The organism is Streptomyces sp. NPDC043952 (assembly GCF_056435325.1).
On sequence record NZ_JBWKES010000038.1, the window covers coordinates 1 to 20,195 of the forward strand.

Here is a 20,195-nt window from a genome sequence, read left to right on the forward strand (position 1 = left end):
CTACTCCCCCCCCCCTTCCCCCCCCCCTCCCCCCCCCCCCCCCCCCCCCCCCCCCCCCCCCCCCCCCCCCCCCCCCCCCCCCCCCCCCCCCCCCGACACCGGGCACGACGGGAAAAAGCTCAATCGGGTTGCGTCACAAGGCAGTTGGACACCCGCCATTTTCCGTCAGGTTTCGTGACCCGACCACAAAAGCTACACACATCCATCACTATGTGACGCGACGGATGCACGCCGACCGGCTTCTGAGGGGGACGCCGGCGGCGTGCGAGGGGGTGCGTCCGCTCCATGCGAGCCGTGCTCACCCCTGTCCGGGGAGGGGAACTTCACCGCATGAAGCGGACCATCGGCACCACCGCGCTCACGGTGGGCGCGCTCATCACCGCACTCGGCCTCCAGGCCGGACCGGCCCAGGCCGACAGCGGCACACCACGCATCGACCTCAGAGTTCTGGTGGTGAGCGACGGCGGCCCGGCCACCGACGCCATCGCCGCCGAACTCACCTCGGAGGGAACGCCGTTCACCGAGGTCGACCTGACCAGCGGTAGCCGGCCCACCATCGACGCCGGCTTCCTCGCCGACACCGTGGACGGCCGGCCCCGCGCCAAGTACCAGGCCGTCGTCCTGCCCAACGACAACCCGTTCGCCTCCGGCAGCGCCGAGATGAGCGCGCTCGCCGCCTACGAGCAGACGTACGGCATCCCGCAGGTGGACGCCTACACCTACGCCCGTCCCCAGGCCGGGCTCCAGGTCCCGACCTCCGGCGGCTACTCCGGCAGCGTCGACGGCGTCCAGGCCCAGGTCACCGACGCGGGCAAGGCGGGTCCCTTCGACTACCTCAAGGGTGCCGTGCCCTTCGAGGACAACTCGCCTACCGTGGGCGAGAGTTACGCCTATCTGTCGACGCCCGCGCCCGGCGCCGACTTCACCCCGTACGTCCAGGCGACCATCCCCGGCACCACCACCCAGGGCTCCCTGGTCGGCGAGTACCGGCACGACGGGCGGCGCGAGCTGGTCATCACCTTCGTCTACAACCAGTACCAGCAGCAGTTCCGGCTGCTGGCGCGCGGCATCGTGGACTGGATGACCGGCGGGGTGCACCTCGGCGCCTCCCGCAACTACTTCGCCGTGCACGTGGACGACGTGTTCGCGGCCGACGACCGCTGGGACACCCAGCTCAACTGCACGCCAGGCGACGTCGACTGCACCAACAGCTCCGGCACGCCCAGCCCGATCCGGATGACCCCGGCGGACGTCGACTACGCCGTCGCCTGGGAGCAGAGCCACGGCTTCACCCTCGACCTCGCCTTCAACGGCTCCGGCAGCGTCGACCAGCGCGAGGACAACAACGGCGTCGACCAGCTCGCCGACAAACTCATCGCCGACCGCAACCAGTTCCGCTGGATCAACCACACCTACACGCACGCCTTCCTCGGCTGCGAGCAGGACACCACCGTGGTCCCGTGGAAGTGCGAGACCAACCCCGACGGCAGCACCCAGTGGGTCAGCCGGCAGACCATCGACGACGAGATCGCCAACAACCGCGCCTGGGGCGAGGCCAACGGACTCCCCCTGGACAACAGCGAATTGGTGACCGGTGAACACTCCGGCCTGCTGATCCTCCCGCAGCAGCCCCAGGACAACCCCAACCTGGCACCCGCGCTCACCGACAGCGGCGTCGAATGGCTCGGCGCGGACGCCTCCCGCGACCCCGCCCAGCGCCAGGTCGGCCCCGCCGCCACCGTCGCCCGCTACCCGATGAACGTCTTCTACAACGCGGGCCATGCCTCCGAAGAGGTCGACGAGTACAACTGGCTCTACACCAGCCGCGCCCAGGGCGGCAGCGGCCTGTGCGAGGACAACCCCGCCACCACCACCTGCCTGCCCGCCCCGCTGAACACCGGCACCGGCTACCAGGACTACATCGTGCCGCTGGAGACCCGCATCGACCTCGGCCATGTGCTCTCCAACGACCCCAAGCCGCACTTCATCCACCAGTCCAACCTCGCCGAGGACCGCATCGCCTACCCGGTACTCAACGGCGTCCTCGACGGCTACGACAGCCTGTTCGCCGCCAACACCCCGCTGGTGAACCTGCGGATGAAGGACATCGGCACCGAACTCCAGCGCCGCACCGCCTGGACCGCTGCCCTGAACGCCGGCCAGGTCACCGCCTACCGCATCGGTGACACGGTCACCGTCCAGGCGCCCAGCGGGACGTACACCAACGCCACCCTGCCCACCGGCAGCACGCTGGGCACCGGCGCCTTCGGCAGCGCGTACGCCGGCGAGCTGTCCGGCTGGACCGCCGCCACCGGCACCCCGCTCACCTTCACCCTGCCCGCCACCGCGGCCACCGCCACACCGGGCACCCACGGCCACACCCACCCGGCGGCCACCGCACCGGCCCCGCGCACCAAGCTCCCCAAGGGCGTCACCCACCAGATCCCGTACACCCCGCGGCACCAGGCCGGCCACTCCCCGAAGCACTGAACGCGCACCGACCCAAGGGCCCGTCCGACACCCTCGGGCGGGCCCCGGATCCCGGCCGCCACGACGCGGCCGGGATGCGCACGACCACCCCACAACTGAGGCCGTGGAGCCCGATCGATGCACGTTCACCACGGTGCGCGCCGCCCCGGCGCGGCGCACGTCACCCTGCTCACCGAAGGCACCTACCCGCACAGCCACGGCGGCGTCAGCGTCTGGTGCGACCAGCTCGTCCAGGGCATGCCCGACCTGGACTTCGACGTCATCGCCGTCACCGGCACCGGACGCGAACCCGTCGTCTGGGACCTGCCCGCCCAGGTCCGGCAGGTCCGCTCCGTCCCCATGTGGGGCGAGCCGCCCGCGGGCCGCCCGCCCCGCGGCCGCGCCCTGGCCCGGCTCGCCGCCGCCTACGAACGCTTCCTCACCGCGCTCCTCGACCCCCGCGCCGAGGACCAGTTCCCGCCCGCCCTGTACCTGCTGGCACGGGCCGCCGCCGACGGGACGCTGAGCCCGTTCCTGCGCGGCGACCGGGCCATCGCCCTGCTCGCCGCCGTCTGGAACCGGCCGGGGCTCGCCGTGCGCGAGGCCCGCCCCACCCTGCACGACGCGGTCACCGCCACCGCCCTGCTGGAACACGCCCTGCGCCCGCTCGCCGCGCCCGCGCCCCGGCACGGCGTGGCCCACGCGGTCAGCGGGGGAGTGGCCGTACTGCCCGGACTCGCCGCCCTCGACAGGCACGGGGTGCCACTGCTGCTCACCGAGCACGGCGTCTACCTGCGCGAGCGCTACCTCGGCTACCGCACCGCCCCCTACCGCTGGCCGGTGAAGGCCCTCGTCCTCGGCTTCTTCCGGCTGCTCGCCGGGGAGAGCTACCGCAAAGCCGCCCTGATCACCCCCGGCAACCGCTACAACCGGCTCTGGGAGGAGCAGGGCGGCGCCGACCCGGAGGCCATCCGCACCGTCTACAACGGTGTGGACCCGGCCGCCTTCCCGCCCGCCGGACCCGAACCCGGCACCCCCACCCTCAGCTGGGCCGGCCGGGTCGACCCCATCAAGGACCTGGAGACCCTCATACGCGCGTTCGCCCTCGTCAGGGCCCGGATACCCGAGGCCCGGCTGCGGCTGTTCGGCGGCACGCCCCGCGGCGGCGAGGCGTACCGGGAGCGCTGTGCCGCGCTGGCGGCCGAGCTGGGCCACGCCGACGCCGTCGCCTTCGAGGGCCGCGTCGAGGACATCAAGGACGCCTACGCGGCCGGGAACGTCGTGATGCTCTCCAGCATCAGCGAGGGCTTCCCGTTCACCCTCATCGAGGCCATGTCCTGCGGCCGGGCCACCGTCTCCACCGATGTCGGCGGGGTGCGCGAAGCGGTGGGCGACACCGGTCTCGTCGTACCACCGCGCGACCCCGGACGGATGGCCGCCGCCGCCCTGGAACTGCTCGGCGACGGCGACCGGCGCCGGGCGATGGGGGAAGCCGCGCGAATACGGGTGATCGAGCAGTTCACCCTGCGGCAGACCATCGACACCTTCCGCTCCATATACCTCGAACTCCCCTACCAGGCACCCGAGTTCACCGTCCCGTCCGCACCGGCGCGCGAGCCCGGACAGCGGACCGCCGCGGGGAGCCTGGCCGGATGAGCGGACCCATGGCCCTGGAACCCGGCGGCGCCGAACAGGACACCCTCGCCCTGCGGCTCGCCCGCCCCGACGACCGCACCCTGTCCCTGCGGCTGCCCGGCCACGGCACCGACGAGGCGGCCGTCAGCCTGCTGGCCGCCGAACTCGCCGACCGCATCGGTCCGGCCGTCCACCCCTACGAGGTCGCCGCTCTGCTGGAGGCCGAGGGCCTCACCGCCGAGACGATCAAGGACAGGTACGGCCACCCGAACCTGTTCTCGCTCGCCGCCGCCCTCTACGAGCGGGTGCCCCGCACCTTCCCCGAACCCGCGCCGGCCGCCGACCCCTGGCGCCCCGACCACGTCCGCTGCCTGCTGCGCGGGCTGCTCTTCGCCCTGCCGGGCCTCGCCTACCCGCTCACCGCACCCCTGTGGCACCCCGGCCGGCACGCCGCCGCGCTGATCCTCGCGGGCCTGGTCTCCTGGGCCTGGGGCCAGGGACTCGGCCACCGCGCCCACCTGCGCAAGGCGACCGGACCGCGCGAGGCCGCCCGCACCCTGGCGGCCGGCGCGCCCCTGGGCGCCGCCCTCGCCACCGCCCTCGCCGCGCCGCTCACCGGCGGCGGCCAGGTCCTGCTCGCCGTCGCCGCCCAGTCGCTCTACCTCGCCGCCGCGGGCGTCCTGCTGGTCCTGGCGCGGGAGAGGATGCTGCTCGCCGCACTGAGCCCGCTGCTCGCGGGCGCCGCCTGCCTGCTGCGCTGGCACCCCGGCGGCGCGCTCCGCCTCGGCCTGCCCCTGCTGGCGCTGCTCGCCACCCTCGCCGTCACCGCACACACCCTGCGCCGCCTGCTCAAGGAGCCCGGCGCCGACGGCGGCCGGCGGCCCCCGCTGCGCTGGTCGCTGCCGTACGGCCTGTTCGGGCTGGCCGCCGGGCTGCTGGTGCTGCTCGAAGGGCGCCGGGAGCCGTACGCGGTGATCGTGCTGACCCTCAGCATGGGCCCCGCCGAATGGCTGCTCTACCGCTACCGGGGCCTGTCCGTCGCCGCCCTGCGCGCCACCGCCACCCCCGCCGGCTTCCTGCTGCGCTCCACCGGCGTCCTCGCCCTGTGCCTGCTCGGCTACCTGCTGCCGCTGCTGCCCGCCGCGTACCTCACCGGCGCCCCGCCGGCCCCCCTGCTGCTGCTCGCGGCCACCCTGTGGACCGCGCTGCTCCTCCAGGCGTTCGGAACCGCCTGGCCGCCCGCCGCGATCTGCCTGGCCGCCGCGGGCGCGGCCGGCGCGGTCAGCGCGCTGCACCTGCCACCCGGCCCGGCCGCCCTGCCGCTCGCCTGCGCGGCCGCCGTGCCGTGTCTCCTGGCGTGCGCGCTGCGGCTGCTCGGCCGCCCGGCCCGGCACGCCTGAACCGGAACCTCCTTTCTTCCTCGACTCACTGGAAGGACCAACCAGTTGACCTCCCAACCGCTCGCCGCCGTCACCGGCGCGGAGGGCTTCATCGGCTCCCACCTCACCGAGGCCCTGGTCGCCTCCGGGCACCGGGTGCGGGCCATGGCCCAGTACAACTCCTTCTCCTCCTACGGCTGGCTGGAGACCCTCGCCCCGGACGTCCTGGACCACGTGGAGATCGTCCTCGGCGATGTCCGCGACCCCGGCTCCGTGCGCGGCCTGCTCGAAGGGGCCGACGTGGCCTACCACTTGGCCGCCCTGATCGCGATCCCGTACTCCTACCAGGCGCCCCACAGCTATGTGGAGACCAACGTCACCGGCACCCTCAACGTGCTCGAAGCGGTCCGCGCCCTCGGCACCCCCCGACTGGTGCACACCTCCACCAGCGAGACCTACGGCACCGCGCAGACCGTGCCGATCACCGAGGACCACCCCATCAACACCCAGTCCCCGTACGCCGCTTCGAAGGCCGGCGGGGACCGGCTCGCCGACAGCTACCACGCCAGCTTCGGCACCCCGGTGGTCACCCTGAGGCCGTTCAACACCTTCGGACCGCGCCAGTCGATGCGCGCCGTCATCCCCACCGTCATCGGGCAGGTCGCGGCGGGGGAGCGCACCATCACCCTCGGCGATCTGCGGCCCACCCGCGACTTCCTGTTCGTCAAGGACACCGCGCGGGCCTTCCTCGCCGTCGGCGGTGCCCCCGCCGGGCAGGTCGTCGGGCGCACCTTCAACGCCGGTACCGGCGCCGAGATCTCGGTCGGCGACCTCGTCGCGCTGATCGGCAAGGTCATGGACACCCCGCTCGACGTCCGCGCCGACCCCGCGCGCATCCGGCCCGCGAACTCCGAGGTGATGCGGCTCGTCGCCGACGCGACCCGGCTCACCGCCGCCACCGGCTGGAGCCCCGCGCACACCCTGGAACAAGGACTCGCGCACACCGTGGAGTTCTTCCGCGACCCGGCCAACCTGGCCCGCTACAAGACCGGCATCTACAACATCTGATCCGTCCGGCACGTCACGACGTCTTCGAAGGAGGCACCCCATGCACGCAGTGATCCTGGCGGGAGGCAAGGGCGTCCGGCTGCGGCCCTACACCACCGCGCTGCCCAAACCGCTCGTGCCCATCGGCGACCAGCACGCCATCCTGGAGATCGTGCTGCGCCAGCTGTCCGCGGCCGGCTTCACCCGCTGCACCCTCGCCATAGGCCACCTCGGCGAGATCATCCGTGCCTACGTCGGCGACGGCTCCCAGTGGGGCATGCGCGTCGACTACGCCACCGAGGAGAGCCCGCTCGGCACCATGGGCCCCCTGCTCAACCTGAAGGACCGGCTGCCCGAGGACTTCCTCGTGATGAACGGCGACGTCCTCACCGACCTCGACTACGCGGACGTCCTGCGCCGCCACCGCGCCTGTGGCGCCCCGCTCACCATCGCCACCTACACCCGCAAGGTGCACATCGACTTCGGCGTGCTCACCACCGACCACAGCAAGGTCGTCGCGTTCACCGAGAAACCCAGCATGGACTACCGGGTCTCCATGGGCGTCTACGGCCTCTCCCGCGCCACCCTCGACGGCTACACCCCCGGCCTGCCGCTCGGCTTCGACGAACTCGTCCTCGACCTGCTCAGAGCCCAGAACCCGCCGCACGCCTACGAGTTCGGCGGCTACTGGCTGGACATCGGCCGCCCCGACGACTACGACCGGGCCAACGCCGAGTTCACCAGCCGCAAGTCCCTGCTGCTCAAGGGAGCCTGAGTCCCGCATGCGCATTCTCGTCCTGGGCGGCACCGGATATCTGGGCCGCCGGGTGACCGAGCGGGTGCGCGCCCTCCCCGGCGCGCACCTGCTCACCGGGGGCCGCACCGGCGCCGGGTACACCGTCGACCTCGCCGCCGACCCGCCCGAACGGCTGGCCAAGACCCTGGCGGCGGCCGCGCCCGACGCCGTGGTCAACTGCGCGGGCGCCACCGGCGGCGACCCGGTGGCGCTCGCCGAGGTCAACGCGCGGGGGCCCGCCGCGCTCTGCGCCGCGCTGCGCGAGGCGGCCCCCGCCGCCCGCCTGGTCCACCTCGGCTCCGCCGCCGAGTACGGCCCCGGCACCCCCTGCGCGGCGGTCACCGAGTCGGCGCCCGCCTGTCCCGTCACCCCGTACGGCGCCACCAAGCTCGCCGGCACCCTCGCGGTGACCTCGGCGGGGCTGGACGCGGTGGTGCTGCGGATCGGCAACCCGGTGGGGCCGGGGGCGCCCGCGGCGAGCCTGCCCGGCCGGATGGCCGCGCTGCTGCGCACGGCCGGCCCCGATCCCCGTGCCGTGCTGCGGCTCGGGGACCTGTCGGCCTACCGTGACTTCGTGGACGTCCGCGATGTCGCCGAAGCCGTCGCCCGCGCCGTCACCGCGCCCGGACCCCTGCCGCCCGTGCTCAACATCGGCGGCGGCGGGGCCGTACCGGTGCGCGACCTGGTGCACGGGCTGGCTCGACTGGCCGGGTTCCGGGGCCAGTTGACGGAGGACGGGGGTGGCTCGGCGCGCTCCGCGCAGGTGTCCTGGCAGTGCTCGGACATCGGCGCCGCCGAACGCGCCCTGGGCTGGCGTCCGGTGCACGGCCTGGACGACGCCCTCGCCGCGCTGTGGGCGGCGGCGCCGTGAGCCTGCTGGTCCCGCTGTACGTGCACCCGGCGCAGGATCCGGGCGCCTGGCACCGGCTGATCACGGCGGCCGCCCGCACCCACGCGGTCGTCCTCAACCCCGCGAGCGGCCCCGGCGCCGCGCCCGACCCCGCCTACACGGCGGCGGCTCGGGCGCTGCGCGCGGCGGGCGCCCGGCTGCTCGGCTACGTCGACACCGACTACGGCACGCGGGACCGGGCCGCGATCGCCGAGGACGTGCGCCGGCACCGGCTGTGGTACCGGACCGACGGCTGCTTCCTCGACCGGGTCACCGCGACGCCCGAGGGCCTGCCCGGCTGCCGCCGCCTGGTCCGGGGGCTGCGGCGGCTCGGCACCGGGACCGTGGTGCTCAACCCCGGCGTCCATCCGGCGCCGGGGTACGCCCGGCTCGCCGATCTCACCGTCACGTTCGAGGGACACTGGTCGACGTACGTCTCCGCGTTCACCCGGCCCGCCTGGGCCGCGCGGCACCCGGCCGACCGGATCTGCCACCTGGTGTACGGCGTCCCCGCCGCCCTGGTCCCGCTCGCGGTGCGCACCGCGCGGGAGCGGGGGGCCGGGGTCTGCGGGCCGGTGACCGGTGAAGGACCCAATCCCTGGGCGGCGTTGAGCCCCGCGCTGGACTTCACGGACGGTGTGCGAGGCTGAGGGCGTTCCGCACGCTCACCACCGGGAGACCGCAACCGCATGGCCCTCATCCACCACACGACTCTCGTCCCCTCCAAGGTCGAACTGCTCGCCGGGTGGCTGCCCACCCGCCCCTGGTACCGCGGCGGCCCCGGCACCCCGGTCCTGGAGAAGACCGGCGGCTTCCGGCTGGACGACCCCGAGGGCGAGGTCGGCATCGAGATCATGATCGCCACCGACACCACCAGCCCCGAACGGACCGCGTACCTGGTGCCGTTGAGCTACCGGGGCGCGCCGCTGGAGGGCGCCGAGCACGCCCTCGTGGGCACGATGGAGCACGGCGTCCTGGGCAGGCGCTGGGCGTACGACGGCCTGTGCGACCCGGTGCTGGTGACCGAACTGCTGCGGCTCGTGGAGGGCCGGACGCAGGCGATGGCGCAGAGCATCACCGACTTCCCGGACCACGAGGTGACCCACGCCTACACGGGCGCCCCGCTCACCCCCGCCGCCTTCACCCCGGCCCCGGCCGACGACGCGGACGGCACCCGCCTGCCCACCCCGCACGGCACGGTCCTGCACCTGCACCGCGTGCTCACCCCGAGCGACGCCAACCCGCCGGTCCCGGCGGTGCCCGCCCTCGGCCACGTCGCCACCGGCTGGCCCGCCCCCTCGGGCGACCGGCTGCGCGCGGTGCTCCTGACGGTGCGCGCGGCCTGACCCGGCGTCACCGCCCGGACACCGCCCGCCGTGCGGCGGGGCGCCGACGCGCGCCCCAAGGCGGGCGGTGGCCGGGTCCCGTCCCGCCCGACTGGCGGAGCCGTCTGGCGCCATCTGGCATGGACGGGTCAAGTCTGGCACTCTTTCGGCAGTCGCCGCCCGGCCCCCACCGGGAAGCGACCCGCTCCACCGGTTCCTCAGCACAGCGCTCGCGCAAGCCCCGTACGCGGCCGCACCGGCGCAACCCCGCCGGCCGGCCGTCGAGCAGGCCGGGACCCCGGCCGCCGCAGAAGGAGTAGCGTGTGAGACCGACCCCCCACAAGGCCGCAGGCGTTGCCGCGCTCACCGCCGCCGCACTGGCCGCCTTCTTCCTCCCCGCCGTACCCGCCGCCGCGCACACCGCGTCCCCGGCCGCCCCCGCCGACTGCACCCCCGCCCAGGTGGTCACCGACGGCGGCTTCGAGAACGGCAGCCCGGCGTGGACCCCGTCCGCGTCCACCCTGATCACCAGCCGTACCGGGCAGAGCCCGCACGGCGGAAGCTCGTACGCCTGGCTGGACGGCACCGGAAAGAGCCGTACCGACAGCCTCGGCCAGAGCGTGACCATCCCCAGTGGCTGCGGCACCGCCACCCTCAGCTTCTACCTGCACATCGACACCGCCGAGACGACCACGAGCACCGCCTACGACAAGCTGACCGCCAAGATCGGCGACACCGCGCTGGGCACCTGGTCCAATCTCGACAAGAACACCGGCTACGTGCGGAAGTCGTTCGACGTGTCGTCCTTCGCCGGGCAGACGGTGAACCTGTCCTTCACCGGCACCGAGGACTCCAGCCTCCAGACCAGCTTCGTCCTGGACGACATCGCCCTCGACACCTCCGGCGGCACCGCGCCCCCGGCCACCGACACCACCCGCACCCCCGCCGCGCCCGGCTACACGGTGAACCTCAGCAGCGACAGCACCGGCACCTCCTGGACCGGGCACGAGAGCGTGACCTTCACCAACGCCTCCGCCACCGCGCTCGGCGAGGTCTACCTGCGGCTGTGGGACAACTACCACGGCACCTGCTCCGCGATGCCGATCAAGGTCGGCAACGTCACCGGCGGCACCGCGGGCGACCTCTCCGTGGCCTGCACCGCGCTGAAGATCACCCTGCCCGCCCCGCTCGCCCAGGGACAGAGCGCCACCATCGGCTTCGACCTCGGCATCACCGTGCCCAGCGGCGCCGACCGCTTCGGCCACGACGGCGCGTACAGCTTCATCGGCAACGCCCTGCCCGTCCTCGCGATCCGCGACGGCGCGGGCTGGCACCTGGACCCGTACACCGACAACGGCGAGGCCTTCTACTCCCTCGCCGCCGACTTCAAGGTCACCCTCGACCACCCGAGCACCCTGCTGGTCCCGGCCACCGGCACCTCCACCGACACCCCCGGCACGAGCGGTCGTACCGTCACCACGGCCACCGCCTCCAAGGTCCGTGACTTCGCCTGGGCCGCCGGGCCCTTCAGCAAGATATCCGGCACCTCGCCGGCCGGCGTCGCCGTGAACGTCTACTCGGTGTCCGGCATCAGCTCCGCCAGCGCCCAGTCGATGCTCAGCACCGCCAAGTCCGCCGTCGACACCCACGCCGGCCGCTTCGGCGCCTACCCGTACGGCGAACTCGACGCGGTCCTCGACAACAACTACTGGTTCGGCGGAATGGAGTACCCCGGATTCGTCCTCGACCTGGTCAGCAGCACCGCGCTCACCCATGAGATCGCCCACCAGTGGTGGTACGGCATCGTCGGCGACGACGAGTACAACAACCCCTGGCTGGACGAGGCGTTCGCCGACTACTCGACCGACCTCGCGCAGGGCAGCACCGGAGCCAACTGCTGGAACAGCGTCTCCTGGGCCTCCAGCGCGGAGAAGATCACCAACTCGATGGCGTACTGGGACGCGCACTCCTCCCGCTACTCCACCGTGGTCTACGGCTACGGCAAGTGCGCCCTGCACGACCTCCAGCGCGTCCTCGGCGACACCGCCATGGCCAAGCTGCTGAAGGACTACGCGAGCGCCCACTGGTACGGCGTCTCCACCACGGCCGAGTTCAAGGCCGCGGCCCAGGCCGCCACCAGCACGGACCTGACCTCCTTCTGGACCCAGCACCGTATCGACGGCTGACGGACCCCGGCCGGTCGCGGTCACCCCGCGCGGGGCGCCCACGACCGGCCGGGCGGCCACCCGGATGGCCCAAACCCGCGCGTATCCGCCTTCGTTGGGCGGAACCCGGAGTGCGGTGCGGCCCGATGCCGGGTCAGATGGAAGCCGTGCGAACCTCGAGAGCCCTTTCCCGCGGCCGCTCACGCCTGACCGTCACCGGCGTGCTGACCGGCCTCCTCCTCACCCTGTCCGTCCCGGCGGCCGTGCCCGACAGCGGCGCCGTGGCCCCCGAGCGGGGCAGCGCCTACATGGGCATGGGCGTCCTCGCCCACGACGGTGTCGTCACCAGCCCCACGGCCGACTCGCTCTCCGATTCCCGCACCGGTCTGACCGAGGGCGTGGACGTCTCCAGCTACCAGCGCAACGTCGCCTGGTCCACCCTGTACGGCAGTGGGGTGCGCTGGGCGTACACCAAGGCCACGGAAGGAACCTCGTACAAGAACGCCTACTTCACCCAGCAGTACAACGGTTCCTACGACGTCGGCATCGTGCGCGGCGCCTACCACTTCGCCACCCCGGACAGCACCGGCGGCGCCGCCCAGGCGGACTACTTCGTGAACCACGGCGGCGGCTGGTCGGCGGACGGCAGGACGCTGCCCGGAGTGCTCGACATCGAGTGGAACCCGTACGGCGGGGACTGCTACGGCAAGACCAAGAGCCAGATGGTCGGCTGGATCCGCGACTTCCTCAACCGCTACAAGGCCCGCACCGGCCGCGCCGCCGTGATCTACACCGCCACCAACTGGTGGACCGAGTGCACCGGAAACTACAGCGGGTTCAGCGCGACCAACCCGCTGTGGATCGCCCGCTACGCCTCGACGGCGGGCACCCTGCCGGCCGGCTGGGCGTACTACACGATGTGGCAGTACACCTCCACCGGCAAGACCGTGGGCGACCACGACCGCTTCAACGGCAGCGAGAAGCAGCTGAAGACCTTCGCCTCCGGCTGACCGGGCAGCGAGCCGGCAGGCGCGGGGGCGCCCGCCGGAACTCCCCGGTCGCACCGGGAGGGGCGCCGGGTAGGCTCGAAGCGTGGCGCGCGTCGAGATCCTCCAGTTGCTGGTCTCCCCGGTGCACCGGCTGGCCGGCCGGCCGGGCGACGGCCTGCCCGAGCTGCCGCCCGGGGAACTGGTGGAGAGCGTCCGGGTGCGCGCCGGGCTCGGCATCGAAGGCGACCGGTACTTCAACCGCCCCGCCCACCGCGACGCCTCGATCACCCTGATGGCCGCCGAACGGCTCCCGCGCACCGGATCACCGCAGGCGGGCCTGCTGCTCACCCGGCGCAACGTCCTGCTGCGCGGTGTGGACATCGACGCCCACATCGGCGCGACCGTCTTCCTCGACTGCGGCACCGGGCCGGTGCAGCTGGAGGTGCGCCGCGCGGCGCGGCCCTGCGCCTGGATGGACGTCACCCTCGGACCCGGCGCCCAGCGGGCGCTGCGCGGCGGTGGGGGAGTGCGGTGCCGCCCGGTCGGCGACGGCGTGCTCGCGGTGGGGGACGCCGAGTTCGGGGTGGTGCGGGCCCCCGGCGCGTGACGGCGTTCACCCGGTGGAGGCCAGGAGGTGGTCGGTGAGCCGGTTGGCCTGAGCGAGGAGCGTGCCGTAGGTGGCGAGGTCGTCGGGGTGGCCCGTGGTGGAACGGGCCAGCTCCCGGCGGAGGGTGTCGAGGGTGGCGCGCAGGTCGGTCACCTCGGCGCGCAGCTCGTCCTCGCGGGCCGAGTCGAAGCGGCTGTGGCTGTACAGGCGCAGGGCGCGGGCGGTACGGCACAGGAACCGGGCGTAGGTGCGGGCGAGTTCGGGGTCCGGCCGGGGTGCCGCGCGGTCCTCGGCGGCGACCTCCAGGACCGTGCGGGTCACCCCGGCGATGTGCACGGCCGCGTAGTCCAGTACCGCGATGGCGTCGTCGTAGCCCTTGCCGGGCAGCGGTACGGACCCGCGGCGGCGCAGGTTGCCGCGCAGGCTCTCGCGGCTCCGGTCGACCGCCGAGCGGGCCTCGTCCACGTGCCGGTGCAGCCGCAGCGCCCGCTCGTGCCAGGCGCCCGCCTCCTCTGCGTCCCAGTGCCCGGAGGTCAGCCCGTCGGCCACCGTGTGCAGGATGTCGTGCGCCTCCTCGGTCGCGTCCCTCAGCACCGCCCGCGTGTCGCGCAGATACAGCGGCGGGCGGACCAGCGCGTTCACGGCGATGCCCACCCCCGCGCCGAAGACCGCCGCGGCGATCCGGTCGGCGGAGGTCGGCACGCTGACAGTGCCGTTGGTGAGGACGAACAGGGCACCGGTCGCCGCGTAGATGCCCTGGTTGCCCAGGCGCCGCCAGTGTCCGAGCAGCAGCGCGAGGGGCAGCACCACCGCCATCGCCAGCGCGGTGCTGTGCAGCACCAGGCCGACGGCGGTGGCCGCGACCGTGCCCGCGGTGATCGCCCCGAGCTGCTGGAGTCCGTGTGCGATGGAGCGGTAGACCGTGGACTCCACCAGGACCACTGCGACCCACGGCGCCACGAACGCCACCGGCGCGTGCAGCCACCAGCCCGCGATCAGCCAGGCCAGCCACGCGGCCAGCGCCGCCTTCAGTGCCTGCGCGGCCAGATCACGCTCCCGGCCGGGCCGGGCACAGGCCCGGCGCAGACTCCCCGCCGCGGCCGACAGATCGAGCCGGACCGCGCGCACCACCCGTCGTACGGCCTGCTCCGGACGCCCATTTCGCATAGCCCTCCGGGTGACCAACGGGTCCGGGCCTACGCATGCCTCCTCGACGGGAGGGCGCGTGCGGCGGGGCGATGTGCCGTATGTCACGACGGCTTCGGCGTCATGAGGTGGGCCCCGGCACGGGCGCGACCGACGCCGTGAGGCGATCGGTGTGGACGAGGGGAGCGGCTGGTCGGCGGGATCGACGGCCCGGCGCGCTCGACGGCACGGCGTGTTCGGCGGCATGCCCTTCTCGATGCCGCAGCGCGAGCGACGCCATCAGGCGATCGGTGTCGGCAGGACCGACCGCGCGTGCGCGCGACCGGCTCGACGGCGGGATGGGGTCCACGGAGTGAACGGCTGTGCGGCGGGCCGGGGTCACGGCATGCACAGCCGGACGGGGTCACGGCGTGCACGGCCGGACGGGCGTCCGGCGGGATCGGTGTCGCGGTGTGTACGGCGTCACGGCGTGCGATGCCCCGCCGGGATCGTCGGCGGGGTCCAGTCGGCATGCCGCAGGATGGTCCGCATGGCCGCCCTGGCCGGCACGAGCCGCAGGGCGGTGTTGCGCAGGGCGACGGTCAGCGGGCCGGAGAGCTGCTGGCCCATCCGGCCCGCCTGGCGGGCGGCGCGGGCCACCGCCTGGGCGCGGGGCCGGCGCTCGGCGTCGTACCGGGCCAGTGCCGCGGGGAGCGAGGGCGTGTCCGCGAGCGCGGCGGCCAGGCATGCCGCGTCCTCCAGGGCCTGGCAGGCGCCCTGGCCCAGGTTCGGGGTCATCGCGTGCGCCGCGTCGCCGAGCAGGACGACCCGGCCGGAGACGAACGAGGGCAGGGGAGTGGCGAGTTCGGTGATGTCATGGTGCAGCACGTCCTCGGTCCGGGTCGCCGCCAGCAGGGTGCCGACCGGCTCGTGCCAGCCGGCGAAGCGGCGCCGCAGCATGCCGAGCGGATCGGAATGCCGTACGCCGGACGGCGAGTTGAGCACCGCGTGCCACTCGGCGTGGCCGTCCGCGAGGCCGATGTGCCCGAACTCCGCGCCCCCGCCCCAGGTCAGCTCGAAGTCGGCGGACAGGTCCAGCGGGTGCCGGGTGACGGCCCGCAGCACGGTGGAGCCGCTGTAGACGGGGCCCGGATGGTCCGGGAAAAGCTGGGCGCGCAGCCGGCTGTTCACCCCGTCCGCGGCGACCACGAGGTCCGCCGCCATGACGCCGTCCGGGAGCGGCACGCCCACCGCGGCGGGGTCGGCGCGGAACAGCGCGGGCACGGTCGCGCCGATGTGCAGCCAGTCCTCCGGCAGTCGGGCGCGCAGCAGCTTGTGCAGGACCGAGCGCCGGATGCCGACGATCGGCGTGCCCAGCGCCCGCTCCAGCGCCCGGCCGTCCATGCGCGCGAGCCACCGGCCCGAGGGGGTGCGGGTGCCACCGGTGTACTGCGGGTGCGCCGCCGCCCGCACCGCCGCTCCGGCGCCGAGCGCGTCCAGCGCCCGCAGCCCGTTGGCGTGCAGCGAGATGGCCGCGCCCGCGTCGTCCAGGACCGCCGCCCGCTCCACGACCCGCACCCGCCAGCCGATCCGGCGCAGCCCGATGGCCGCCGCCAGCCCGCCGATGCCGCCCCCGACCACCACCGCCGTGCCGCCCATGCCGGGCCCCCTTCGCCTCGGGTCTTCTACAGTTGTAGAAGACCGTACCGCGCGGTTCTACAGCTGTAGAAGGCGGGGTGTAGAAAGGGGGAGTGTCCGCTGACCGACGTACTCTCCTCGCCGACACGGCCATCACCGTGCTCGCCGACACCGGCATCCGGGGCCTGACGCATCGCGCCGTCGACCGCGCGGCCGGCCTGCCCGCCGGCACCACCTCCGCCTACTACCGCACCCGTCAGGCCCTGCTGACCGCGCTGGTACGGCGTCTGGTGGCGCTCGACCAGGCGGAGCTGGAGCGGATGGGGGACCAGCTGCCAGTACCCAGGGCCGCCGCAGAACTGGCTGCCGCTATAGGCGAGTTGACCCGCGCGCGGCTCACCGGGGACGGGCGGCGGCGCACGCTCGCGCGCTACGCCTGTGCCGTCGAGAGCGTTCACGATCCGGTGCTGCGCGAGATCCTCGTGCCGCGCGAGAACCGGGCGCGGCGCTCCGTGTGCGACTTCCTCGCGGCGCGCGGCGTGGCCGACGCGGAGGAGCGGACGGTCTGGCTGCTGCGCTGTGTCGACGGGCTCGTCTTCGACCGGCTGGTCAACGGCGGCGCCGTGCCGGAGGCGGAGATCGCCGCGCTGGTGGCCGCGGCGCTGCGCTGAGCCCGCCCGGCCACACGACGGCGGCGCCGCCTCCCTGGGACGGGGAGACGGCGCCGCTCTGCTTCACCTGACCCTCGGCGTCAGACCAGCCACCCGACGAGGTGGATGAGGCCGGCGAGGACGTTCGTGAGGATGTTCATGGTCGTGCTGCTCCTTGCGATGTATCTCTGAGTGGGACCTGTGCTCGAACACGGTCTGCAGCCCGTCACTCGCACAACGTAAGTATCACCCGGTCGGCGTAGTCACGGCGGTCAGATGAACGACGTCCACCTGTTCGAGGGAACAAGTGATCCGGTGTTCGATCACGCCGCGGTCCGACGATCCGGTTCGAAGGCCCCTTATGGGTTCGAAGGCCCCTTACGGCGGTACGGCCCGCAGCGCCCGCAGCACCGCCCACACCACCGAGATCAGCGGAACCGCGACGATCGCGCCGATCACCCCCGCCACGATGCTGCCCGCGATCACGGACACGGCGACGACCAGCGGATGCAGCCGGACCGCCCAGCTCATCACCACCGGGTGCAGCACATGCCCCTCCAGCTGGCCGATCACCACGATCAGCGCCAGCACGGCCAGCGCCGTGAGCGGCCCCCGCCCGGCCAGCGCGACCACCGTGGCGACCGCCAGCGCCACCGGCGAGCCCACCAGCGGCACGAACGCGGCGAAGAACTCCAGCAGGGTCAGCGGCAGCGCCAGCGGCACCCGCAGCAACAGCAGCGCCACGCCCACCAGGACCGCGTTGGTGGCGGCCACGATGATGATGCCGCGCGTGTACCCGGCGAAGGTCAGCCAGGCCGCCCGCCCCGCCCGGTCCCAGGCCGTGCGCGCCCCGGCCGGCAGCAGCTCCTCGCGCGCCCAGGCCCACAGCCGCTCCCCGGAGTGGATGAAGAACACCGAGGAGAACAGCGCGAGCGCCCCGCCCGTCACCAGCTCCACCACCCGGCCGAGGCCGCTGACGGCGCTGCTCAGCAGGTTCGAGCGGTGCGCGGCGAGGTAGTTCGTCACCTGGCGTTCGAGCGCGGAGAGCCGGCCGGGGCTCAGCCGGAACGGCGGCCGCTGGAGCCACTCCTCGATCCGGTGCACACCGCCGCGGAACTCGCCCGCGAGCCGCGGCGACTCGCCCGCCACCGCGTTGCCCACCAGCGCGAGCAGCGCGAGGAGCACCAGCAGGCTGCCCACCAGCGCGGCGGCGACGGCCAGCGGCCGCGGCAGGAGCCGGTCCAGCAGGTCCGCGAGCGGGCGCAGCACCGAGGTGACGACCAGCGCCAGGAACAGGGCGACGGCGATCAGCTGGAAGCTGCCGAGGACGCTGAAGACGCCGTAGACGACGACGCCGACGAGGATGAGCCGCCAGGAGTAGGCCGCGGCGACGCGCAGCCAGGGCACGGTGCGTTCGGCCACCGGCTCCGGCGGCTCGGGGCGCGGGGAGGCCGCGAGCCGCACGGAGTACGCGGGCCGGCTGCCGAACCCCGCCCGGCGCCCGCCGCCCCCCGGCCCGGCCGCCCGCCGCCGCGCATCGCCCACCGTCGCTCCCGTCCCACGCTCCTGGAAGCACCGTAAGCACACCCCCGCCCACCCGGCCCGCCCAGCGCCCGCACGCGGGTCACCCCCCGCCCACGAACGTGACCGTCTCCCCGACCGGAGCCCGGCCGGTGCGCGCGTGCGGCACCACCGGATCGGCCCGGCCGACCGACAGACCCGCGAACAGCACCTGCTCCGGCGGCGGCCCCACCACCTCCGCGACCGTCCGCCGGTACACCGACCACGCCATCTGCGGACAGCTGTGCAGCCCCTCGGCGCGCAGCAGGAGCATCACCGTCTGGAGATACATCCCGAGGTCGGCCCACTGGGCGGCGCCCATGTCCCGGTCGATGTAGCACAGCAGCAGGCAAGGGGCGCCGAAGCACGCCCAGTTGGCCGCCACGGCCGCGCGCCGGGCCGCCGTGTCCCCGCGCCCGATGCCGAGCGCCCCGAACCGCCGCGCGGCCGCCACCGACCGCCGCTCGCGGTACGGCGGCCCCACGTCCGGCGGATACATCCGGTACTCCCGCTCGTCACCGGGGTCCCCGGCCGCGGCGCGCTCACCGGCGCGCTTCTTCAGCTCGGCCAGGGGCGCGCCGGTCAGCACGTATATGTGCCACGGCTGGAGGCTGCCGCCCGAGGGCGCGCGGGCGGCGGCCCCGAGGACCCGCTCCAGCACCTCTTGCGGCACCGGCTCGTCCGTGAAGGCCCGCACCGCCCGCCGGCTCCGCACCGCCGCGTACACATCCATGGCCCGCTCCTGTTCTCCGCCCACACGGAGAGGACGCGCGTCCGCCTGGAGATGTGACAGGGGGCGAGTGATGTGACAGTGGACGTGGGCCACGCGGCCCTGGTGCGGGTGGCGGTCACGGGACCTCCACAACTCTCCCCGGTGGGCGGGTCGCGCCGGGGCACTCGCGGGGTGTCGTCGGCCAGGAGGGGGTACCTCCAGTGATCACCGTCGCGGTTCTGCTGCTCCCCGTTCTCAGTCTGCTGCTGTTCGGGCTCGATCAGGTCGAGGACCGATGGGTGACCCGCCCGTCGAAGCCCCGCGCCGCCCGTGCGCGCCGGCGCCGCCGGGTCAGGCCCGGACGTCGCTGACCCACTCCGGCGCCGGCCCCGCGCGGTGGCGGGCGACGGCGGCGGCGAGCACGTCCCGCAGCGCCCGCCACGCCTCGGTCGTACGCCGCGACCAGGCCGGTGGTGGAGAGCAGGGACAGGGGCTGCTGCCGGGAGAGGGCGAAGAAGGCCATCGGGCGCCTTTCCGGGCGGGGCGGCGAGCGGTCGCTGCTCCGTGTGCCCTGCGTGGGCGCACGCACACGGATCGATATCGGCGACCGGTGCCTACCCGCCGGTACGCCGCGCACCGCCGCCCTTGCTCAGCCCTCTCCCTCCGTGCCCTCGCTCGCCCGCTCCACCGGCAGCAGCTCCCGGATGTCCGCCGGCAGCGCGCCCGCCATCCGCTCGGTCAGTTCCGGGGCCAGCGCGGCGTCCAGGACCTCCATTACGGCGGCGGCCTCCCGCAGCGCGGTGTCCTCGTCGGTGCCGGCCCGGTCGGCGATGCGCCCGGCGAAGGCGGTCAGCCCGAACCGCTCGCCCGCCGCGCCGGAGCCGCCCGCACCAGGGGCGCCCGGCTGCCGTTCCTGCGGGGACACCGCGCCCCCGTCCGCCGCCCGCCGCATCGCGTCCGCCATGTCGGGCGGCAACTGGGCGGCCACATGCCGGGCCAGCCCGGACGGCAGCCGCTCCGACAGCGTCGTCACGACCGCGTGCGCGGCCCGCTCGGCGGAGCCCCGGTCGGGCAGCTGGGCGAGCGCCTGCACCTTCCCGATCATCTCGTCGTGCCGCATGCGTCCGTCCCCTTCCTCACGTTTCCCCCCGGCCGGGTACCCACGTCATTGGCCGAAAGCCGAGGGGCGCGGCCGGGGCCGTCCCGGTA

The 20,195-nt window shown here is 74.2% G+C and carries 17 protein-coding genes; 12 read left to right on the forward strand and 5 right to left on the reverse strand.

Annotated features, from left to right (window positions below; translation table 11 throughout):
• Positions 1 to 330: 330 nt before the first annotated feature.
• The 11 genes from AC069R_RS28955 to AC069R_RS29005 all read left to right on the forward strand — a co-directional run bounded on the left by AC069R_RS28955 (position 331) and on the right by AC069R_RS29005 (position 13,301).
• Entirely contained in the window at positions 331 to 2,490 is a 2,160-nt protein-coding gene (locus tag AC069R_RS28955) for a hypothetical protein (RefSeq protein ID WP_478769723.1), read from the forward strand.
• A 117-nt stretch (positions 2,491 to 2,607) separates the two neighbouring features.
• Entirely contained in the window at positions 2,608 to 4,125 is a 1,518-nt protein-coding gene (gene pelF / locus AC069R_RS28960; protein WP_478769724.1) for a GT4 family glycosyltransferase PelF, read from the forward strand.
• On the forward strand, positions 4,122 to 5,504 hold the full coding sequence (locus AC069R_RS28965; protein ID WP_478769725.1) for a hypothetical protein: 1,383 nt from the start codon (positions 4,122 to 4,124) through the stop codon (positions 5,502 to 5,504). Before pelF ends, AC069R_RS28965 begins: the two co-directional genes overlap by 4 nt.
• 45 nt (positions 5,505 to 5,549) lie before the next feature.
• The gene (locus AC069R_RS28970) at positions 5,550 to 6,551 is read left to right on the forward strand and encodes a GDP-mannose 4,6-dehydratase (protein ID WP_397987849.1); all 1,002 of its coding nucleotides are present in this window, start codon (positions 5,550 to 5,552) and stop codon (positions 6,549 to 6,551) included.
• A gap of 40 nt (positions 6,552 to 6,591) precedes the next feature.
• On the forward strand, positions 6,592 to 7,305 hold the full coding sequence (locus tag AC069R_RS28975; RefSeq protein ID WP_478769726.1) for a nucleotidyltransferase family protein: 714 nt from the start codon (positions 6,592 to 6,594) through the stop codon (positions 7,303 to 7,305).
• Between the two features lie 7 nt (positions 7,306 to 7,312).
• Positions 7,313 to 8,197, forward strand: coding sequence for an NAD-dependent epimerase/dehydratase family protein (locus AC069R_RS28980; protein WP_478769727.1), 885 nt, complete (start codon positions 7,313 to 7,315; stop codon positions 8,195 to 8,197).
• Positions 8,194 to 8,865, forward strand: a complete 672-nt coding sequence (locus tag AC069R_RS28985) for a spherulation-specific family 4 protein (protein WP_478769728.1) — start codon at positions 8,194 to 8,196, stop codon at positions 8,863 to 8,865. Before AC069R_RS28980 ends, AC069R_RS28985 begins: the two co-directional genes overlap by 4 nt.
• 39 nt (positions 8,866 to 8,904) lie before the next feature.
• On the forward strand, positions 8,905 to 9,561 hold the full coding sequence (locus AC069R_RS28990) for a maltokinase N-terminal cap-like domain-containing protein (protein ID WP_478769729.1): 657 nt from the start codon (positions 8,905 to 8,907) through the stop codon (positions 9,559 to 9,561).
• 302 nt (positions 9,562 to 9,863) lie between these two features.
• Positions 9,864 to 11,726: a M1 family metallopeptidase gene (locus tag AC069R_RS28995; RefSeq protein ID WP_478769730.1), complete on the forward strand. Its 1,863-nt coding sequence runs from the start codon at positions 9,864 to 9,866 to the stop codon at positions 11,724 to 11,726.
• 137 nt (positions 11,727 to 11,863) lie between these two features.
• A complete protein-coding gene (locus tag AC069R_RS29000; protein ID WP_478769731.1) occupies positions 11,864 to 12,715 on the forward strand; it encodes a lysozyme in 852 nt (283 codons plus the stop codon).
• Positions 12,716 to 12,797: 82 nt separating this feature from the next.
• Complete coding sequence (locus AC069R_RS29005; protein WP_478769732.1) at positions 12,798 to 13,301, forward strand: molybdenum cofactor biosysynthesis protein; 504 nt, start codon at positions 12,798 to 12,800, stop codon at positions 13,299 to 13,301.
• A gap of 6 nt (positions 13,302 to 13,307) precedes the next feature.
• Here the strand turns inward: AC069R_RS29005 and AC069R_RS29010 are convergent, their stop codons facing one another.
• The gene (locus AC069R_RS29010) at positions 13,308 to 14,468 is read right to left on the reverse strand and encodes an FUSC family protein (protein ID WP_478769733.1); all 1,161 of its coding nucleotides are present in this window, start codon (positions 14,466 to 14,468) and stop codon (positions 13,308 to 13,310) included.
• 441 nt (positions 14,469 to 14,909) lie between these two features.
• Positions 14,910 to 16,085, reverse strand: a complete 1,176-nt coding sequence (locus AC069R_RS29015) for an FAD-dependent monooxygenase (RefSeq protein WP_478769734.1) — start codon at positions 16,083 to 16,085, stop codon at positions 14,910 to 14,912.
• Positions 16,086 to 16,177: 92 nt separating this feature from the next.
• On the opposite strand from AC069R_RS29015, the gene AC069R_RS29020 reads away from it, so the two are divergent.
• The gene (locus AC069R_RS29020) at positions 16,178 to 16,735 is read left to right on the forward strand and encodes a TetR/AcrR family transcriptional regulator (RefSeq protein ID WP_478769735.1); all 558 of its coding nucleotides are present in this window, start codon (positions 16,178 to 16,180) and stop codon (positions 16,733 to 16,735) included.
• A gap of 357 nt (positions 16,736 to 17,092) precedes the next feature.
• Here the strand turns inward: AC069R_RS29020 and AC069R_RS29025 are convergent, their stop codons facing one another.
• From AC069R_RS29025 to AC069R_RS29035, 3 genes are all read right to left on the reverse strand, one after another.
• Positions 17,093 to 18,259 (reverse strand): AI-2E family transporter, encoded by a 1,167-nt coding sequence (locus AC069R_RS29025; RefSeq protein ID WP_478769736.1) that lies wholly within the window; start codon positions 18,257 to 18,259, stop codon positions 17,093 to 17,095.
• 79 nt (positions 18,260 to 18,338) lie between these two features.
• Positions 18,339 to 19,007 carry a nitroreductase gene (locus AC069R_RS29030; RefSeq protein ID WP_478769737.1) on the reverse strand — a complete coding sequence of 223 codons (669 nt, stop codon included), beginning with the start codon at positions 19,005 to 19,007 and terminating at the stop codon, positions 18,339 to 18,341.
• A gap of 628 nt (positions 19,008 to 19,635) precedes the next feature.
• Positions 19,636 to 20,106 carry a DUF2267 domain-containing protein gene (locus tag AC069R_RS29035; RefSeq protein WP_478769738.1) on the reverse strand — a complete coding sequence of 157 codons (471 nt, stop codon included), beginning with the start codon at positions 20,104 to 20,106 and terminating at the stop codon, positions 19,636 to 19,638.
• Between the last annotated feature and the right edge of the window lie 89 nt (positions 20,107 to 20,195).